The 19840-nt window shown below is 36.3% G+C and carries 18 protein-coding genes, 1 riboswitch and 1 other annotated feature (1 of these 20 running past the window's edge); of the genes, 10 read left to right on the forward strand and 8 right to left on the reverse strand.

The features are described 5' to 3' along the window. Positions 1-55 (forward strand) — a binding site (T-box leader); it begins 149 nt to the left of the window's first position. Between the two features lie 83 nt (positions 56-138). Then, positions 139-1407 carry a tyrosine--tRNA ligase gene (gene tyrS, locus C7Y47_RS10605; RefSeq protein ID WP_142508764.1) on the forward strand — a complete coding sequence of 423 codons (1269 nt, stop codon included), beginning with the start codon at positions 139-141 and terminating at the stop codon, positions 1405-1407. A gap of 217 nt (positions 1408-1624) precedes the next feature. On the opposite strand, the gene C7Y47_RS10610 is transcribed toward tyrS, so the two are convergent. Together C7Y47_RS10610 and C7Y47_RS10615 are read right to left on the reverse strand one after the other, a co-directional pair. Beyond that, complete coding sequence (locus C7Y47_RS10610; RefSeq protein ID WP_142508765.1) at positions 1625-2458, reverse strand: cobalamin-binding protein; 834 nt, start codon at positions 2456-2458, stop codon at positions 1625-1627. A gap of 118 nt (positions 2459-2576) precedes the next feature. Beyond that, entirely contained in the window at positions 2577-3782 is a 1206-nt protein-coding gene (locus C7Y47_RS10615) for an iron-containing alcohol dehydrogenase (RefSeq protein ID WP_142508766.1), read from the reverse strand. Between the two features lie 971 nt (positions 3783-4753). On the opposite strand from C7Y47_RS10615, the gene C7Y47_RS10620 reads away from it, so the two are divergent. From C7Y47_RS10620 to C7Y47_RS10630, 3 genes are all read left to right on the forward strand, one after another. Continuing rightward, the gene (locus C7Y47_RS10620; protein ID WP_142508767.1) at positions 4754-5341 is read left to right on the forward strand and encodes a TetR/AcrR family transcriptional regulator; all 588 of its coding nucleotides are present in this window, start codon (positions 4754-4756) and stop codon (positions 5339-5341) included. Positions 5342-5344: 3 nt separating this feature from the next. Continuing rightward, complete coding sequence (locus tag C7Y47_RS10625; RefSeq protein ID WP_142508768.1) at positions 5345-6208, forward strand: CPBP family intramembrane glutamic endopeptidase; 864 nt, start codon at positions 5345-5347, stop codon at positions 6206-6208. A 247-nt stretch (positions 6209-6455) separates the two neighbouring features. Beyond that, on the forward strand, positions 6456-6794 hold the full coding sequence (locus tag C7Y47_RS10630; protein ID WP_142508769.1) for a hypothetical protein: 339 nt from the start codon (positions 6456-6458) through the stop codon (positions 6792-6794). Positions 6795-7052: 258 nt separating this feature from the next. Here C7Y47_RS10630 and rpsD read toward each other — a convergent pair whose 3' ends face one another. Then, positions 7053-7655, reverse strand: a complete 603-nt coding sequence (rpsD, locus tag C7Y47_RS10635) for a 30S ribosomal protein S4 (protein WP_142508770.1) — start codon at positions 7653-7655, stop codon at positions 7053-7055. Between the two features lie 462 nt (positions 7656-8117). Here rpsD and C7Y47_RS10640 point away from each other — a divergent pair, with 462 nt between their 5' ends. Next, on the forward strand, positions 8118-9998 hold the full coding sequence (locus C7Y47_RS10640) for a sensor domain-containing diguanylate cyclase (protein WP_142508771.1): 1881 nt from the start codon (positions 8118-8120) through the stop codon (positions 9996-9998). A gap of 66 nt (positions 9999-10064) precedes the next feature. Here C7Y47_RS10640 and C7Y47_RS10645 read toward each other — a convergent pair whose 3' ends face one another. Together C7Y47_RS10645 and hisJ are read right to left on the reverse strand one after the other, a co-directional pair. After that, on the reverse strand, positions 10065-10544 hold the full coding sequence (locus C7Y47_RS10645) for a GAF domain-containing protein (RefSeq protein ID WP_142508772.1): 480 nt from the start codon (positions 10542-10544) through the stop codon (positions 10065-10067). A gap of 20 nt (positions 10545-10564) precedes the next feature. Further along, positions 10565-11362, reverse strand: a complete 798-nt coding sequence (hisJ, locus tag C7Y47_RS10650) for a histidinol-phosphatase HisJ (RefSeq protein ID WP_142508773.1) — start codon at positions 11360-11362, stop codon at positions 10565-10567. 190 nt (positions 11363-11552) lie between these two features. Here hisJ and ezrA point away from each other — a divergent pair, with 190 nt between their 5' ends. The 5 genes from ezrA (at position 11553) to C7Y47_RS10675 (ending at position 17140) form a co-directional block, all read left to right on the forward strand. Next, positions 11553-13253, forward strand: a complete 1701-nt coding sequence (gene ezrA / locus C7Y47_RS10655) for a septation ring formation regulator EzrA (RefSeq protein WP_142508774.1) — start codon at positions 11553-11555, stop codon at positions 13251-13253. Positions 13254-13469: 216 nt separating this feature from the next. Further along, complete coding sequence (locus tag C7Y47_RS10660) at positions 13470-13934, forward strand: GNAT family N-acetyltransferase (protein ID WP_142508775.1); 465 nt, start codon at positions 13470-13472, stop codon at positions 13932-13934. A gap of 472 nt (positions 13935-14406) precedes the next feature. Then, positions 14407-15561 carry a cysteine desulfurase family protein gene (locus C7Y47_RS10665; RefSeq protein WP_142508776.1) on the forward strand — a complete coding sequence of 385 codons (1155 nt, stop codon included), beginning with the start codon at positions 14407-14409 and terminating at the stop codon, positions 15559-15561. A gap of 2 nt (positions 15562-15563) precedes the next feature. Continuing rightward, positions 15564-16772 (forward strand): tRNA uracil 4-sulfurtransferase ThiI, encoded by a 1209-nt coding sequence (gene thiI, locus C7Y47_RS10670; RefSeq protein WP_142508777.1) that lies wholly within the window; start codon positions 15564-15566, stop codon positions 16770-16772. Between the two features lie 152 nt (positions 16773-16924). Continuing rightward, entirely contained in the window at positions 16925-17140 is a 216-nt protein-coding gene (locus tag C7Y47_RS10675; protein WP_142508778.1) for an alpha/beta-type small acid-soluble spore protein, read from the forward strand. A 211-nt stretch (positions 17141-17351) separates the two neighbouring features. On the opposite strand, the gene thiE is transcribed toward C7Y47_RS10675, so the two are convergent. From thiE to thiM, 3 genes are read right to left on the reverse strand one after another with little or no spacing between them, the layout of a single operon-like run. Continuing rightward, on the reverse strand, positions 17352-17984 hold the full coding sequence (gene thiE, locus C7Y47_RS10680) for a thiamine phosphate synthase (RefSeq protein WP_142508779.1): 633 nt from the start codon (positions 17982-17984) through the stop codon (positions 17352-17354). Then, positions 17974-18798, reverse strand: a complete 825-nt coding sequence (thiD, locus tag C7Y47_RS10685; protein ID WP_142508906.1) for a bifunctional hydroxymethylpyrimidine kinase/phosphomethylpyrimidine kinase — start codon at positions 18796-18798, stop codon at positions 17974-17976. Before thiD ends, thiE begins: the two co-directional genes overlap by 11 nt. Beyond that, positions 18798-19553 carry a hydroxyethylthiazole kinase gene (gene thiM / locus C7Y47_RS10690; protein WP_142508780.1) on the reverse strand — a complete coding sequence of 252 codons (756 nt, stop codon included), beginning with the start codon at positions 19551-19553 and terminating at the stop codon, positions 18798-18800. Before thiM ends, thiD begins: the two co-directional genes overlap by 1 nt. 89 nt (positions 19554-19642) lie before the next feature. Beyond that, positions 19643-19741: riboswitch (TPP riboswitch) on the reverse strand. Between the last annotated feature and the right edge of the window lie 99 nt (positions 19742-19840).

The raw sequence follows: 19840 nt of genomic DNA on the forward strand, positions 1-19840 counted from the left end.
GATGGATGACATCTTCAAGCCGGGTGGTACCGCGTTAGTTATTAACGTCCCTGCATGCAATGTTTTGCGTGTAGGGACTTTTTTGTTTCTAAAATAATTCTCCCTACACAACATATTAAACACTTAGGAGGAATAATAATGACGAACGAATTATTACAAGACTTAGAATGGCGTGGATTGTTATACCAACAAACTGATGCTGAAGGTATGAAAAAATTATTAGATGAACAATCTGTATCTTTATACTGTGGTGTTGATCCAACTGCGGATTCTATGCATATTGGGCATATTGTGCCACTTTTAACGCTACGTCGATTCCAAAAAGCAGGCCACCGTCCGATTTTGTTAGTTGGTGGTGCGACTGGTATGATTGGAGATCCATCTGGTCGCTCGGAAGAACGCCAATTACAAACTGTTGAGCAAATTGATAAAAATGTTCAAGGTATCCGTAGTCAATTAGAGCGTATTTTTGACTTTGCAGAAGATGGTAATGGTGCTCAATTAGTGAATAATCGTGACTGGATTGGCAATATAAATACGATTGAGTTTTTACGTGATTATGGGAAATTAATTAACGTGAATTACATGTTAGCAAAGGATACGATTGCATCACGCCTTGATACAGGGATTTCATTTACTGAGTTTGCGTATACTTTAATTCAAGGTATTGATTACAATCATTTATACAACCATTACAACTGTCGTATTCAAGTAGGTGGCTCTGACCAGTGGGGGAATATTACAACAGGTTTAGAAGTTATTCGTAAAACACATGAGGAAGAAACGAAAGCTTTTGGTATAACAATTCCTTTAGTAACGAAAGCAGACGGTACGAAATTTGGTAAAACAGCAGGTGGAGCTGTATGGTTAGATAGTAAGAAAACATCTCCATACGAGTTCTACCAATTCTGGATTAATGCTGCAGATGCTGACGTTGTAAAATACTTAAAAATCTTCACATTCCTTTCTCGTGAAGAAATTGAAGCTTTAGCAGTATCTGTAGAAGAGGAACCACATTTACGTAAGGCGCAAAAAGCACTAGCTGAAGAAATGACTCGCTTAATTCATGGTCAAGAAGCATTAGACCAAGCAATCCGCATTACAGCTGCTTTATTTTCTGGAGACTTAAAAGCACTTTCTGCTGATGAAATGAAGGATGCGTTTAAAGATGTTCCTTCTATTGAATTGGCGAAAGAAGATAAAAACATTGTGGAATTATTAGTGGAAGCGGGTATTTCACCTTCAAAACGTCAAGCTCGTGAAGACGTAACAAATGGTGCGATTAGCGTGAATGGTGAAAAAGTCACTGAATTAGAATATGTAATCGACGGCAAAGATCGTTTAGAAGATGCATTCAGCATCGTTCGTCGCGGCAAGAAAAAATACCATATGGTGAAGTTTGTTTAATCCGAACAAACATGTCAAACATCCCCTCGAAATTTGAGGGGATGTTTCTTTCTTTTGGTTGAAAAATGGTCAAGGAGCGCTCTCCTATGGGCGAACATTTAGCTGCTATCTTAGCTTTGCATGCGCTGATGCTGCGCTTTATCACTCTAAAAAAGTAATATGCCTCGAAAATACACGCTAAATAACCCCTTTGCTTAGCTGAACAGCCACACTTTGTTTAGTAAGACAATGCCACTAACAATTTGTTAGTTAAAAAACTAGGAAGCCTTACGTGCTTATATTCTTCGGAGTGGAGCATATTCGCTAGCTTTAATGCACCCTCTATGAGGCGTGGTGATGGGCGACAATAAAGCCATTCCTCCATTACGTGAAGCTGTTTCATTTTAACGGCTTGAAGCTCCTGCGCTTGTGCACGCTTTAATAAATTAGCCGGTTGAATACGCTCAAATGCAACCCCTACCCAAGCCATCATAATATAGTCTGGGTCGCGCCTTACAACATCAGCCCAATCAGTTTGCACGCTTGCTAGTTCTACATCTTGAAACAGATTTTGCCCACCAGCAATGGCACTTATTTCAGTTAGCCAATTTATGTTACCTGGTGTAAAGATAGGGTTTGGCCACCACTCCCAATAGAGAGTTGGTTTTTTAGGGATCGTTTGAGCAACTGTGCGAAGACAATCGATACATTGTAAATATTCCTCAGAAATTTCTTTTGCACGTCCTTCAACTCCGCAGGCTTTACCTAAAGTATGGAGATCCTGTGCGATTTCCTCTAATGAATTAGCATTAAAAACAATATGGGGAATATTTCTAGCTTGTAATGCTTCAATATTTTTTTCCATGCCAGGGACACTTAAGGATGCGAGTACAAGATCAGGCTGCAACGCCTCTAATGCATCCATATCAATTGATAAATCTGGGCCAAGCTGAGGTAAGTTTTTTACTGCTAATGGCCAATCCGAAAAATCATCGACTCCAACAAGCTGATCAGTCAGACCTAAATAAGCAACAAGCTCGGTATTACTAGGACAAATTGATATTAAACGCATCTTCTTATCTCCAATTCTTTTTAAGAAAAGTATAGCTAGTGTTGGAATCACATACAATGACAGAATGTTTTTCTCAATAAAAAAAGGCATGCCAAGAGACATGCCTTCTGATTACTTATTAAGAAAGTGCGATAGCTTCGAGTGATTCTTCTTCTTTCGCTACAGGGCCCATCGCATTTGTAATAATTTGTTTAATGTCTTCTAAAATTGCCTTACGTGGGTTTGTTGCAGCACATACATCTAACATTGCATTTTTCGCTAAGATTTCAATATCCTCATCCTTCGCACCTAGTTCGCGGAAGCCACTTGGAATGTTCAAATCGCTAGAAAGATTTTCAATTGCTACAATTGCCTTCTCCGCAGCATCACGTTTACTTAATCCTTCAACGTTTTCACCTAACAATTCAGCAATTTTTGCAAAACGCTCAGTACGTGCTGTTAAGTTAAAGCGACAAACATGAGGCAATAAAATAGCATTACAAACACCATGTGGTAGATTATAGAAGCCACCTAATTGATGAGCAATTGCATGTACGTAGCCAAGTGAAGCGTTATTAAACGCCATGCCTGCTAAAAATTGTGCGTAAACCATTTGCTCACGTGCTTCTAAATCAGCACCGTTTGCATAGGCACGTGGTAAATATTCAGGAACTAACTGAAGTACCTTTTCAGCGCAAGCGTCAGTAATTGGTGTTGCGTTTGTCGATACAAATGATTCGATCGCATGTGTTAATGCATCTAAACCAGTTGCCGCTGTTAGAGCAGGAGGTAAGCCAATCATTAGCTCTGGGTCATTAATTGATAGTAGTGGAGTAACATGTTTGTCCACAATAGCCATCTTCACTTTACGAGCTGTATCCGTGATAATCGTGAAGCGAGTCATTTCACTTGCTGTACCAGCAGTTGTGTTAATAGCGATAAATGGCACTAATGGGTTTTGTGATTTGTCAACGCCCTCGTAATCATGAATGCGTCCACCATTCGAAGCAATAAGTCCGATACCTTTCGCTGCATCGTGTGCGCTACCTCCTCCAAGAGAAACGATCGAGTCACAGTTTTCAGCATGATACACTGTAATCCCATCTTCAATGTTTTGATCTGTTGGATTTGGTTCTGCTTTCGGGAAAATTACTACATCAATTCCAGCAGCTATAATGATGTTAGCAATTTGTTCAGAGAGACCTAGTTTGTGTAAGCCCTCATCTGTTACGATTAATGTCTTTTTCACTTCTAAATCATTTAAGCGTTTACCAACTTCTTGAATTGCTCCAGGTCCAAATAAGTTTGTTTTCGGCATAACAAATTGCTTTAGAACGTCTGACATATTTCCAACCCCTTTAAAAAAATTGTTATTGCTTGAATGATGGTGAACCACCTTTCGAAATTCATAGTATTCTATTCTTTGTAAAAGTTCAACTCGTATTTTTATTAAAATTGTTAATTTTAATTGTGTTATTATTTTACAAAAAAGTTAGCCTTATTTTTTAGTTAGCAGAAGGTTGAATTGTCTAGAAGCGCTGATTTTAAAAAGGTTTAAAAATCGTTTTCCTATGAAAACAAAATATATTTTTTTGAAATATGTTCTATTTTAAAGAAGTGTTGAATAGTAAATAACTGATATTTTGTTATTACTATAATAGTAGTGGTTAAGTTTTTTTTATTGTGTAATTACTATTTTGAAGTACATAAAATCGTCATAGTTTATAGGAATATTTAAAATTATTTGACCCTCCTTTTTAAATTGTTTAAGGAAATCTATAATGCGAGAGTTACATAAAGAATGTCCGTATATCCGAGTAAAGTGCGCATATAGAAAATTGCCGTTGAATCTGAACTGATAGGAGGATAACCGCTATGAGCATTAAAATGATATACCTCCTGCTTATAACCGAACCAAATTGCTACTAATAAAAAGTTGGTTACAAGAAGAGCCAGTAAAGCTTTTTTATGAAAAGTAATGTAACAGATTTTCTTTAAAAGTAATTGGACGCTTATTTCCTTGCTTTGATGCTTTTTAAAGGGAACTAAGAAAAAATCATAATGCCACTATAAACTAAAACCCGCACAGTAAGTTCAGAAACCCCCAATATTTCCTCCTTTGAATTTTTAATATGTCTTATTTAGATTTCCATAAAGATAAAAGGATTCCTTTTTCATTGGTATATATTAATTAATATTTACAAACTGAAATGAAAACTTATTAAAGTTTTTATTTTCTGGGCACTTTTCAGGAATATTTGCCATTTTATTGAATACTATTACAATGAAAATATATTCAATAAAGGGGTGGGGGAGATGTCAATTAGACATGAACAAAAAAAACAACGAAGGGCCTTGATTTTACAATCTGCATTAGATTTGTTTATTCGGAAAGGATATGGTGAAACGAAAGTTGCTGATATTGCTAAAGCTTCTAATATGAGCATGGGGTTGCTTTTTCATTATTTTGACTCTAAGGAAAAGCTTTATGAAGAGCTAATTCGCATAGGGTGTGAAAGACTTCAGATGGATTTTAGTTTTACTAACGAATCCCCATTAGCTATTTTTACAGCTGCTGCTGAGGAGTTGTTTGACATGATTCGTACAAACCCATCTGCAGCAAAAATGTTTGTCCTAATGGAGAATGCACAACATCTTGATTCCTTGTCGGAAGATTTAAAAGTAATGCTTATGGAAGCAGATAAAGTAATAAGAAAGAGTGTTCCATTAATAGAGAAAGGGCAAATGCTAGGTGAAATTAAACAGGGTAATGCTGAAGCCCTTGCAGTAGCATTTTGGTGTTCTATTCAAGGAATCGCTCAATACATTGCACTGCATCCCGAAACTCCTTGTCCCGATACGATGTGGGTTATTTCAATCCTTGAAAACAGGGAGGCGGATTGAAAAATGAAAACAAAACGCAACTTAATAATCTTTATAGTTGTTGTTTTGCTATGTGGTTGGCTTGGTGTTTTTGTAGATCGCTTCGTCCCTGAACAGCCTAGAGGTGACACGCTTGGAATGGGCATTTGGCTAGTGTTTCCACTGCTGACAACTATACTGTTACGTGCCTTTGCGGGAGATGGTTGGCGAGATATTGGCTTATTACCTAATTTGAAAGGTAACATAAAATGGTATATTGTCTCGCTCCTAATCTTTCCTGGCGTCACTTCTATAGTTTTGTTAGTAAGCGATCAATTTGGCTGGATGGATTTTTCGGATTTTAATTTAGATGCGCTTGTTTCGGTTTTCGTTGGTGGTTTACTGATTCAATTTATTAAAAACTTTTTTGAGGAATCCGTTTGGAGAGGGTATTTGACAAGTAAACTTTTAACGCTAAAAGTAAATGATTTTCGGTTATATTGTACTGTTGGTAGTGTTTGGGGAGCATGGCATATTCCGTACTTTTTGGTGTTCCTATCAGAAAGTGATATCTTCAGTGTACTTCCTGTAGATAGATGGCTATTTGCGTTAATAGGTATTGTGACGATGATTTGCTGGACAGTAATGTATACAGAAATTTATTTAATGACGAAAAGTATATGGCCACTTGTCCTTATGCATATGACAGAAGATGCGCTTGTAAATCCGCTTATTCTTGATGGCTATATTAAAATTGCTCAAGGGAAAGAATTCCTTGTTTCCCCAACGGCAGGCATTATTACTACAATTCTTTACCTAATGGTAGGGCTTTTATTGCGAACTAAACGAAAAAAGCTGGAGAGAGAAATTGTATCAAAATCAACTACGGCTGTTATCGTGAAAATTTGAACTTTTTGGCGTTGTTGCTGCCGTTACGTGAGAACTGCGTTTTCGCTTAGAGCTGTTGAAATGGTGAAGTAGATAAAAATTTCCAAATCGGTTTAATTTGAGTATTATTAAACTAACGATGCAGATGCAGGATAGTTTAATAAGAAAGGGAGATAACAGTGGGATATTGGGAGAGGGAATTATTTAAAATTGGAAGGAGATCCTCCCCATTTGTCGAATTGAAGTAGATGGAAAAAGGAGAAGTTTTATGGAAAGAGACCAACTTAAACAGAGAATATTAAGAGAATCATCTAAATTTATTTCATATTTGAAAGAACTAATTAGCGAGAATAGATTTGACGACAGTGAAGCGTTAGAAATATCGTGGCTTGTCATAAAAAATGGACCTGAAAGTTTATCGGATAAACAATGGTATGTTTTTTTAGAGAATGGTATTTTACGTGATAAGTATGTAGATAAATGCGAAAGATGTTCTGAACATATTCCTTGGTCAAATATGAACAGTGCTATATTTATCAATAAAGATTATCTTTGTGCTAACTGTAGTTATTTCGAAAATAAAGTTACCTTCCACGATTATCTGTAAAGGGTTATCTAATGTACCTAGAAATGCACTGTGTCAAACAGTGTTTTTTTGTAAGTAAACTTTTCTTATAATGGACCAACAAAAAAAGATGGAAGCAGTACCCAATCTATGTGTTTAGTCATTCATACCTACAAATGCGTTAATATTTAGCTCGGAAATAACGATATGTAATACATTATTAAAAGCAAAAACCCTAGAGAACCTTAATATAAAAGGCTTTCTAGGGTTTTCTAAACTACTCTTTGTAGAGCAATTTAATTATCGTGAGTAGTACTCTACGATGAATGCTTCGTTGATTTCAGCTGATAATTCAGAACGCTCTGGAAGGCGAGTGAATGTACCTTCTTTTTTGTCAGCATCAAATGTTAAGTAGTCAGGTACGAAGTTGTTTACTTCGATTGCTTCTGCTACTACAGCAAGGTTTTGAGATTTTTCACGAAGAGAAATCGTTTGACCTGGTTTTACGCTGTATGAAGGAATATCAACGCGTTTGCCATCTACTAAGATGTGGCCGTGGTTTACTAATTGACGAGATCCACGACGAGTACGAGATAAACCTAAACGGTAAACTAGGTTGTCAAGGCGAGTTTCAAGAAGGATCATGAAGTTTTCACCGTGTACACCTTTCATTTTACCAGCGCGGTCAAATAGAGTACGGAATTGACGTTCGTTCATGCCGTACATGTGACGAAGTTTTTGTTTTTCTTGAAGTTGTAAACCGTATTCTGATAATTTTTTACGTTGGTTTGGACCGTGTTGACCTGGTGCGTAAGGGCGTTTTTCGATTTCTTTACCTGTACCGCTTAGTGAGATACCAAGACGACGTGATAATTTCCAAGATGGACCTGTATAACGAGACATAATGTTGTCTCCTCCTTTAAATTTGGTTTTTTTGTTGTAAAACAAAAACCAGTAGTACCCATTCTTATACGCATTTTATTTTCATGTATTTTCGCCTATGCAGCCGTTAGGTTACGCAATACACCATCTATTTGTTTAGAATCTGTTTAGTTATACTAAATAGAATAGAGGAATAAAATACAGTAATAAGCTCATACCACTGCTGCGTTTATTTTACACAAACTCCATTGTAACGGCTTAATACATAGACGTCAATTATTAGACTAACTATTTTCGAAAAAGGGTAATAGTATAAATTTCCTCTTTGTACATATTTCGATACACAAGAGTAGTTAATGGTACAGTGTAAAATGTAAAATGTAAAAGTAAAATAGAATAACATAGTCAAAATGACACAAATTATGTATACTATACTATAAGTTAATAGTATTGATTTGGACGTTATATAGAAAAGGTGATTTCATGACAGACCATTTACAAACGCTAAAATATATAAAATCAGATGTTTTGAGCATTTGGGTGAGTTCTAAGGAACAAGCCGGTTTTAATGAGTATTTTTGCTCATTGGAACAGTGTCTAAAGAAGCGCTTTGGAATTGTAAAAACGGCATTTCTTGGTTTCGAAGGTAATTCTTTAATACCTGTTGAAGAAATGGCTACTTTAACAATTGAAACAAAACTAAATGCTGTGTCATGGTTAATGATTGAAGCTAGCTTTTATCAACAGAAGTTGGTAAAAGTCCCTTATATATTAAAAGAAAAAGAAGCATATATGATGATGACCGATATGGTACTTTTCCAAACAGATGGCAAAACTCCAATTGGTGTGCTACTCGTTGAGGCAACCGATGCCTGGACAGACTTTATGGCTTCGGATTATGGGGAAGAGTTTGTTGCAACGCTCACGAAGTTCTTTCAGATAATTAGAGAAAATCTTCAAGTAAAAGTGAATGAAGATCAATATAGAAAATTGTACAATATGACAGATTTATTTCATTCCACTATGGATATTGATTTAATTTTAGAAAATGTCTTGAAAAATATTAAGGATAATTTTCCAGAGTTTAATGTAGAGCTTATACTATCGAATGATCAAGACCGCCATACGACGATCGATATTAAGCTATTTGATTACTTATCTGAAAGACCTGCGACAATTGAGGCTTTTGTCTCAGGAGAGCTGACGACGGAGCTAGCAAGCGATTTGAATTGTCGATTATTAAACGCCCCTATAAAAGGAAGACAAGCTATTTATGGTATTTTACAAGTAAGTGCACCTACAACATATCTTTTTTCAACGACTGAAAAAGATTTTGTACGAATGCTAGCACAAACATCTGGAAATGCGTTAGAAAATGCGAAATTATATCATCAATCACATCGCCTTGTAAGTGATTTACAACTCATCAATGAAACATCGCATCGTTTAAATATGAGGATTGACATAAATGAAATGTTACTTTTCCTTCAAAAACAGTTAATGAAATCTTTTCAACCAATGGAAGTTTGTTTCGCTTTTAAACATAATGATACCTTTAAAGTGACGGATGCTAGTACAGCCTTATTCAATGCAGAGAAGGGTCAAACATATATAAAACATGTTGAACATCATTTTGAACATACCAACGATCCACTATTTATTGCCGATTTCAGTCGATTAACCCCTAATCAAATTGAATATCATTCAATTATGGCAATCCCGATTTTAATGGAAGAAAAAATTAATGGCTTTAGTATTGTGTTGCACAAGGAGCCATATTTCTTTTCATTTGATAGCTTTAAATTAATGCAATCATTAATCCATCACTCTTCTTTAGCAATTGCAAACTCTATACTACGTAATCAACTTCAAGAAATGGTAGATTTGGACCATTTAACAAAACTATATGCAAGAAGTTATTTAGATCAGTATGTAGAAAAATCTCTTAAAAATGATCAATCAGGGATGTTTTTACTTATTGATATTGATAATTTCAAACGTATTAATGATACGTATGGTCACCAAATTGGTGATAAGATTCTTATGCAAATTGCGGTACAGTTAAAAGAAACGATTGGAGCTCGTGGCATCTGTGCACGCTGGGGTGGAGAAGAAATGTCTGTGTATATCCCAAATATTAATGAGAAAGAAGCAATCGAATTAGCAGCTACAATCGTTGCAAAAATTCCAAATACAACAGATCCTCAGGTGACTATTTCAGCAGGTCTCATAACATGGGACGAACAGTACCATCCAGCGTTTCAGTCTGTTTTCCTCCATGCAGATACGGCGCTATATGAAGCGAAAAACAGTGGCAAAAATCGATTTTGTGTTCATGATCGATCTTATCAAAACAATTTATGAAAATAAAACGTCAGCCTTATGCGCTGAAATGCCCCGAAATGACAATACATCATTTCAGGGTATTTTTTATAAATGGAGAAGTAAGGTATTAACGAATATCTCTAACCCCTCTTGATCTTCTTTTGAAAAGCGGTTTACGATTGGACTGTCGATATCAAGAACACCGATGACCTGTCCTTCATTTATTAAGGGAATAACAATTTCGGATTGGGATGCGGCATCACAGGCAATATGTCCAGGGAAGTCATGTACGTCTTTTACTACTATTGTTTCTGCTTTGCCTACAGCTGTTCCACAAACTCCGCGTCCAATTGGTATTCTGACGCAGGCAGGTAAGCCTTGGAATGGCCCTAATACAAGTTCATCCCCCTGTAATACATAAAAACCAACCCAGTTAATGTTTGGTAGGAATTGATTTAGTAAAGCAGAGGCGTTGCTTAAATTAGCAATGCGATCGCTTTCTCCCGTAAGTAAGGCATCTAACTGTTTTGCTAATGTATTATATTGCTCGGCAATGGGCCCTTCATAATTAATTTGTGTAAACATAATAGCACCTCGTTTGAAAGTTATTTATTTTGGAAATATACATTATAATGTTGATGTAAATCAGCAACACTATGAGCATCTGAACCAAAAACCATTGGTAGCCCAATCGATTTACTATAATCGATAAAGGTAAAAGGTGGATAAGGTTCCTGACAATATGGTTTACTTAAACCAGCACTATTTAAATCTAGCTCATAGCCTTCTTCCTTCATTAAATCTAAAACTTCTCGAATCCGCGTAGAATCATCAATTTTCATCTTATGTGCTAATTGAAATTTGTGAATAAGTGAAGGATGTCCAATGCGCTTAGGCTTGTATTGCCCTAAATCTGCTTTAATGGATTGTAGGACGGTATCATAATATAAATTATACACTTGTTCAATAGAGCCCACTTTTTTTGAAAAAGCCATAAAGCTTTCTGGAGAAAAGTCTATGCATTCAAAGATATTTTGCCATTGTAAAAAATGGACTGATAAAATAGAGTCATCTAAAAAGTGTCCATATGTATCAAGAAATTGACGAGTTTCTTGTTCAAAGCCTTGAATATAGTCAACCTCAAGACCGATATGAATGCGAATGTCTTGTGCGTACTCCTCTTGAAGGCGTTGTAAATCTTCAAAATAAGGCATTAAAAATTCTGGATTCATACCACTATCTTGCTGAGGTGTAGGGTCAGTAAAATTCAATGGTAATGGTGCATGTTCTGTAAAAGTGATATCAGTAAAGTTGTGAGAAATTGCTTTTTCAATGTATTGCTTAAATGAATCAGAAGTACCATGTGGACAATAAGGACTATGAACATGGCCGTCACATTTCATAAAATTACCACTCCTTTAGCTTTTGGATCAAACACTTTTATTTGCGCAAATTGTTCGAAATTTAAGTAGGTGTTATTCTTGAAAGGCGTAAATACATAAAAAACACTCAAATTTTAGTACAAAAGGCGATAACATAGTATATAATAAATACAACTAGCCAATTCGTTTATTGTAGAATAGGAGGCTTACGATGGAGTATATCATCATTCCGGTTATCCTACTATTAATTTTAGCAATAGTAGGATTTATGATGCGACGAAAACATACAACAATCATTACTAAACTTGAAAATGAAAAATCACAAATACAAAACAATCCCATAAATGAGGAAATTTCAAAAGTTAAATCTTTGAACATGAACGGTGAAACGGAAGAGATGTTTGAACGATGGCGTAATAGCTGGGATGAAGTCATCGATGTACATATGACAAAAATTGATTCACTTTTATTTGATGCAGAGGATCAAATCAATAGACTTCGTTTTAAGAAAGCAACGTTAATTGAACGCGAGATAGAAGATTACATTCAAAAATGTGAACAAGATAAAGATAAAATCTTAGAAGAACTAAATGAATTAATTGGCAGCGAAGAAAAAAATCGTATTGAAATTGAACAATTAAAAGAATACTATCGCTCTGCACGTAAAACATTGTTAGCTCACCAACATTCATTTGGTGTAGCATTACCGGCTCTGGAGAAAAAGCTGGAGATGTTTGTTCAAAAGTTTGAGGAATTCGATGTACTTACTAGCGAAGGGAATTATTTGCAGGCTCGAGAAATTGTTATTGGATTGAACCAAGAATCACAACAGACATTTGAATATATTAATGATGTCCCAACAATTTTGACTGAATTGCAAGTAAAGCTACCAGGAGCGGTACAAGAATTACGTAGTGGCCAGCGTGAAATGGAGGAGCAATCCTACTATTTACAGCATTTAGAGCTAACTAAGGGGCTCGATAAATTTGATGAAGAATTTGCAACATTAAAAAATGAATTAGCAGAGCTTAATTTAACCGTTGTTAAACCACGTGTAGCTGAAATAAATGAAGAGATTGATCACTTTTACGATCTACTTGAAAAAGAAGTTATTGCTAAAAATTATGTTGACCAAAATTGTGATCGTTTATTAAGCTCAATTACTAATGTTATAAGTTCAACAAGATTAGTAAGTGATGAAGCAACTTTTGTGCAGCAAAGCTATCGTTTAAATGAAAAAGATGCAGAAATTCCAAAAGCTGGATTAAAGCAATTAGAGGCTTTACAACGTCGCTATGATTTATTAGCGATGCGTGTTAGGGAGGAAAAATCTGCATACTCAAGTTTGCAGGAAGAATTGATTGAAATTAACGAGGAACTTGAACGTATTCATGAGGAGCAAGGTCACTTATCAAATACGATGAAGAAGCTCCGAATTGATGAAAACAAGGCCCGTGCACAAGTAGAAAATTTAAAGAAAACATTACAAGAAACAGATCGTCTATTGAATAAGGCGAATATTCCAGGTATCCCTGAAGAGATGGACGCTCGTCTAGATGAGGCAGCAGAGCATATTTATGTAGTTATGCAAAGCCTTCAAGAGGTACCACTCAATATGGGAACAGTTCATAACAATTTAAATGCTGCAACACTTTGTGTAGAGGATGTAAAAGCGAAGGCGCATGAATTGATTGAAAATGTAATGCTGATTGAACGTATTATTCAGTATGGTAATCGTCATCGTGCCACAAATTCAAAATTGCATACTTGTTTAAGAGAAGCAGAAAAATCCTTTAATCAATTCCGCTATTCCAAGGCATTAGAAGAGGCTGGAACGGCAGTTGAAGAAATGGAGCCAGGTGCTTTAAAGCGAATTCAAGAACTTGTAGCAGAAGAAACAGTATCAAAATAGTCAAGTTTAATAAAGAATTACATCAGCTGTCTAAAAGGTATAATTAATACTTTTTAGACAGTTTTGTTATAAAGGTGCAAAATTCAATAAACATATGATTTTACGTCTTGGGACGGTTGAGGAAGCTACGCATTCATTTTTAATGAGAAATGGAACGGGAAGCTTGACATGCTGTCTCACAACGATATTGATTAAAAACTATTAGAGGTGTGTCAAATGCAATTATATATTCGGGAAATGAATGAAATTTTTGCAACTGATATTTTAGGTTGGAAATATGAGGAACCGTATGATTTTTATAACAATGATCTATGCGATGAAGCTCTAAAAGAAATTCTTGAAAGTCCATATTATTCAATTGTCAATGATAAAGAAGAGCTAGTTGGTTTTTTCTGTACAGGAACATCAGCACAAGTACCTATAGGACGTGATTATAGTGCGTATTTAGACGAGTGCATTGATGTGGGGATAGGGATGAAGCCTGAGCTAACAGGAAAAGGTTATGGTTCAGAATTTTTTTCATTTATTTTAAATCAGCTACAACAAGAAAATCATAGTCCCCTTCGTTTAACAGTAGCTACATTTAATACAAGGGCTATTCACCTGTATGAAAAATTAGGCTTTACAAAAGTCATGGAATTTACAGCTTCAACTGAATTTATAACAATGAAGAAAGATTGAAAATAAGCGTGTTGACTAGGATTTATAGTGGTGAAATTCGCCTTCAATACGGTGTTGAAATATAGTTTAAATATGGTCGCTGAAAGTTGAGGATGGCATTTATTTAAAGCATATGTCATGTATATAAGTTGATTGGAGTGGAGGTTGGGCGACTCCTTGGGGCTAAGCGTCACAGATGAGACCCTGGAGCAAGCATTGCGTGAAGCGGCTCATCGGACGCCGCGCCCAGCCGGAACGGAAATCAAACTCATGTTATAGTAATAAGCCTAACAATGCAAAACCCAAATTTTTATATTCAGGAAACGCTCATAGTAAAGTTTAATATGCCATTCTATAATGGGTGGTTTTGCACATTAAAAGCAAACGAATGAGTGATTAAATTAGGATAATTGTTAAAGTTAGTAGTCAATCGCTGAAGATTGCGTTATGATAAATACCGTTAAATCAACGTTTTGAAAGTGTGTGAATATTAATGGAAGTTAATACAATCTATTTAGACAACAGTGCAACAACAAAACCTTTAAAAGAGGTTATGCAAGCATTTATGGCAGTGAATGAGCAGTATTATGCCAATCCTGCTTCCATTCATGCAATGGGTGTTGAATCCAACGAATTGTTAATGCGTGCACGTGAGCAAGTAGCAGATATTTTGCAGACAGAAGCAAAAAATGTGCTATTTACATCAGGTGGTACTGAATCCAATAACACGGCTATATTTGGTTTAGCACGTAGCAATACACATAAAGGAAATCATATTTTAACAACCGAAGTTGAACATCCATCTGTTCTTGAATCTGTTAAGCAACTTGAGCAAGAAGGTTTTGATGTTGAATACTTACAAGCCGATAAAAATGGCGTTATTTCTTTAGAGGAGCTTCGCACAAAAGTGCGCAAGGATACCATTTTAGTAAGTATGATGCATGTAAATAATGAAATGGGTGCTATCCAACCAATTTTTGAAGCTGCAAAAATTATTCATGAATCAAGTCGCGCAGCTTTTCACGTGGATGCTGTACAAAGCTTTGGAAAGTTACCGATATCTTTTAACGATGAAGATGGACCAGACTGTATTTCAATTTCTGGCCATAAAATTCATGGCTTTAAAGGTTCAGGTGTACTAGCGTTCCGTAAAAAAATGAAATGGCAACCATATGCACTTGGCGGAGGGCAGGAGTTTGGTTTACGTAGTGGAACAGTAGCTGTACCGCAAGCAGTAGCTTTATCCAAAGCAGCCCGAATGGCAGTCGAGACGATGAGTAATCGTGCAAAAAAATATCGACAATGGAATGATGAAATATGTACGCAATTACGTGGTTATGGAGATGTAGTGCATATTTTATCAACCCCACAAGGTGCGGCACATATTTTATCTTTTAGTATTCGCGACTTAAAAGGTGAAGTCATTATCAATGCATTGCAAAAACGCAATGTAATTGTGTCGACATCGAGTGCTTGCTCATCGAAACAGACAAAAACAAGCCATGTTGTTGAAGCTTTAAATATTGATGAGCACTTTAAAAAGGGTGTTATTCGTATAAGTTTTGGAGCGCATGTAACAAATGAAGATATAGTAAAGTTTAAACAAGTATTAGATGAAGTATTGATGGAACTTAAAGGAGAATATTAAAAATGATTTGGAAAGAAATTTTAATTCGATATGGAGAGCTTTCTACAAAAGGTCGCAACAAGATGGATTTTATTCGTCGTTTACGCGAGAACATTCGTCATGCGTTTGCGGATTTAGGACATTTACACATTCGCACAGAGCGCGACCGTATGTTTATCGCCATTCAAAATGAAACACAAATGGACGTTCTATTAAAAGGATTACCTAAAATTTTTGGTATCCAATCTTTTAGTCCAGTGGCAGCATGTGAAAAAGACATGGAGGCCATGAAAAAACTTGCCATAACAATTATGGATACATTTAAAAATGAGCAGCTTACTTTTAAAGTAGAAGTAAAGCGTACAGATAAAACATTTCCGTTAGAATCACATGCTATTCAACGTGAAATTGGTGGTTATGTATTACCACAATATCAAAATTTATCAGTAAAGGTGAAACAGCCTGATATCGAGCTTCGTGTAGAGGTGCGTCATGATGCAACATATATGATGGCACAAGTTATTCCGGGTGCAGGTGGAATGCCTGTAGGTTCGAATGGTAAATCTTTATTAATGCTTTCTGGTGGAATAGATAGTCCTGTTGCAGGTTATTTAATGATGAAACGTGGAGTGCGCTTAGAAGCGATACACTTCTTTAGTCCACCTTATACAAGCCAAAATTCATTAGAAAAAGTAAAGGTGCTGGCTAATGAATTAACGAAATTTGGCGCTAATATACGTTTACATGTTATTCCTTTCACTGAAATCCAAGTTCTTATTAAAGAAAAAGTACCTTCTAATGTATCGATGACAACAACTCGTCGTATGATGCTAAAAGTTGCTGACAAAGTACGAGAAGAAATTGGTGCATTAGCAATTGTTACAGGTGAAAGTCTTGGACAGGTAGCAAGTCAAACTCTTGAAAGTCTAACAGCTATTAATGCCGTAACTAACACACCGATTTTACGTCCATTAATCTCATCAGATAAATTAGAAATTATCGATATTGCAGAGAAAATAGGCACATACGAAACGTCTATCCAGCCATTTGAAGACTGCTGTACAATTTTTACTCCAGCAAGTCCAAAAACAAAGCCAAAGCTTGAAAAGGTTGAGCATTACGAAAGCTTCTCGGATTTTGATGAGCTAATCGAACGAGCAGTGAAAAACCGTGAAGTCTATATATTCCCGAAAAAAGAGCAAGAAGCCGATAAATTTGCAGATCTTCTATAGAAGAAACTTGCGATTTCCTAAGCTAACGAGCCGACTCAGAAGTCTTGAGTCGGCTTTTTTGTTCATTTCCTTCGCAGGCACAATTTACCTATAAAATTTTCGTATTAAAAATCTAATATCGCACATTCTATATTCACAAGGAGGTGAGAGACATGACTTCAACAAATCGCAGTTCAAACAAACTTGCTGTACCTGGTGTAGAGTACGCTCTAGATCAAATGAAATACGAAATTGCACAAGAATTTGGTGTTCAATTAGGAGCTGACGCTTCAGCTCGTGCTAACGGTTCCGTTGGCGGTGAAATCACTAAACGTCTTGTACAAATGGCAGAATCACAATTAAAAGGTATGCCAAACAACAACCTATAATTGCATAATCAGCAATTATTAACATTAAAACCAGTGACCGTAAAAGGCACTGGTTTTAGTTTGTTTAAATTTTTTATTTTTATCCCGTATTAACGGACTGTATCAAAAGAGAAGCGAGTTGTTCCTATTTCAATTCAATGAGAGCAAAGAAATAGGTGAGGCTAACTGCCCGTAAAAAAGCGATTGGTGAAAGCTAATTAAAGTTTCACCTTTATCCTACAAATGATTTAAATGTAGAGACTGTATTTGCAATATCCTCACTTTGGCAAATTGCAGAAATAACTGCTATTCCATCAGCACCTGCTTTAAATACCATAGGAGCATTTGAACAGTTTATGCCTCCAATTGCAACGATAGGGAGATCCGGATATTGCATCCGAGCTTGTTGTAAAAAATTAGTTCCCCTAGGTGGATTGGCGTCACTTTTAGAAGTGGTTGAAAAAATCGGACCAATTCCTACATAATCAGCATCATATTGTAGAGCAGTTTGTAATTCAGCTTGTGAATGAACAGAAACACCTAACATCATGTTGCCAATTTTATTACGCACCATCGGCACAGGAAAATCCTCTTGCCCAATATGAACACCGTCTGCTCTAAGCTTTATAGCCAGCTCGACATCATCGTTGACGATAAACGGAACATGATATTGTTGACAGAGCTTTTGACATTTACGAGCAAAATCTTCATAGGCTTGCCCAGTTAGTGTATTTGGTCCTTTTTCACGATATTGAAACATCGTAATTCCAGATTGCAGAGCTTTCTCTAAAACGTTTAATGGCTCGTGTTTGAAAACATTACTTGTACCCATTATAAAATATAGCTGTAGATCGTCACGTTTCATGAATGATCACCTCGCAGGAATTCTTCAAGTTTTGATAAGCAAAATGATTTGTAGGACCATGTCCATTACCGATTGATAAATCATGAGTTATAGCTAATTGAATAAATTTTTTAGCTTCTACAATCGCATCTTCTATAGATAGTCCACGACCAAGAAAAGCAGTTAATGCTGCGGAAAACGTACAGCCTGTACCATGCGTATTTTTGGTTGCAATACGAGTGGACTGCATGGAAAATGATCGATCATCTTGGAAAAATACATAATCAGTTGCATAACATTTATCCTCTAAATGACCGCCTTTAATAATGACGCATTGTACGCCAATTTGTAATAAGACCTTAGCTGCTTCTTTAATATCTGCTAAAGAATTGATTTTCCTTCCAGAAAGGGTTTCGGCTTCAGGAATGTTCGGTGTGACGATTGTTGCTAAGGGTAGCAAGTAACTGCGTAATGCCTCAATTGCTTCTTGCTGTAATAAGCTTTCGCCACCTTTTGCAATCATGACAGGATCTACTATAAGCGGACTATTTATTGCATTTAAAATCCGTGCGATTGATTGAATAATTTCCGAGGAAAACAGCATTCCGGTTTTAATAGCACTTATTGAAAAATCCTCGACAAGCGCTTGGAGTTGTTTTTCGACAAAACTAACTTCAATTGGTAAGACATCCGATACCCCGAGTGTATTCTGGGCGGTTAAAGCTGTAATAACAGACGTTCCAAACACCTTTAATTCCTGGAATGTTTTTAAATCAGCCTGTATCCCTGCGCCGCCACCACTATCAGAACCAGCAATTGTCGTGACAATATGCATCATTGTTCACCACCCTTGGAGAGGCGGTGTAGTTCGTTCAATACTGCAATTTGAAAATCGCCAATATATGGGGTAGAAGAAGCAGCTTGCTCTGCCACTTTTTTATAAAGCGATAATGTTTCTATTAATTGGTCAAATGGCTTATTTCCTACAAGGTAGGAAGCACAACAAATGGCACTCAATAAGCAACCTGTTCCAGTGGCTTCTGTCATTTGTGAATTTCCACCTGTAATCCATTGCTGATGTTCGCCATCAGTAATAAAATCCTTTTCACCGGTCACAATAACAATACAATTGTAAAGCTGAGCTACTTTTTGTGCCTCAACTTCTAAAGAAATTGAACCACTACCACTATCTACGCCTTTTTGTTGCCATTCTATATCGGCTATTGCTGCAAGCTCTCCGACATTACAACGAATAGCAGCAAAATTTATTTCCTTGAGTAATTGTTGTACCGTTTGTTTCCGGTAAGTTGTTGCACCTGCAGCAACAGGATCTAAAACAACGGGAATGCCAAGAGCATTTGCTGTTTTTCCTGCAAGTAACATTGATTCTTTCATTCGCTCATTAAGGGTACCGATATTTAGTAATAAGCCTGAGGCAATTGCGACCATTTCTTCAACTTCATGACTGTCATCTGCCATAACTGGTGAAGCGCCTATAGCTAATAAGCCATTTGCTTGGAAATTAGCTACAACATAATTAGTAATGCAATGAATGAGTGGATTTTGTTTACGGATAGTATGAAATAACATTTTTAGTCCTCCTTGTTGGATGGACGTAAGCGTGCAAAAAAGGCTCTTTTTCGTGTAGAAAAAAACACGTAAAAGAGCCTTTCATCAGTAAATAGATGTGAATTGCTCCCTACGTCAGTATTAACTAACAGGTTCAAAGGGTCAGGTTTTACCTTCTCAACTCTAAATGAGTCCCCCTGCAATCATGCTTTTAGTTGACCAAAATGTACCATATTATTCATTCGTGTTCAATAGGTTTTTTTCTTCATTGCGAAAACAGCACTAATGCTAAGTCGAAATGGATAGTA

Source organism: Lysinibacillus sphaericus (genome assembly GCF_006864135.1).
Classification (GTDB): Bacteria; Bacillota; Bacilli; order Bacillales_A; family Planococcaceae; genus Lysinibacillus.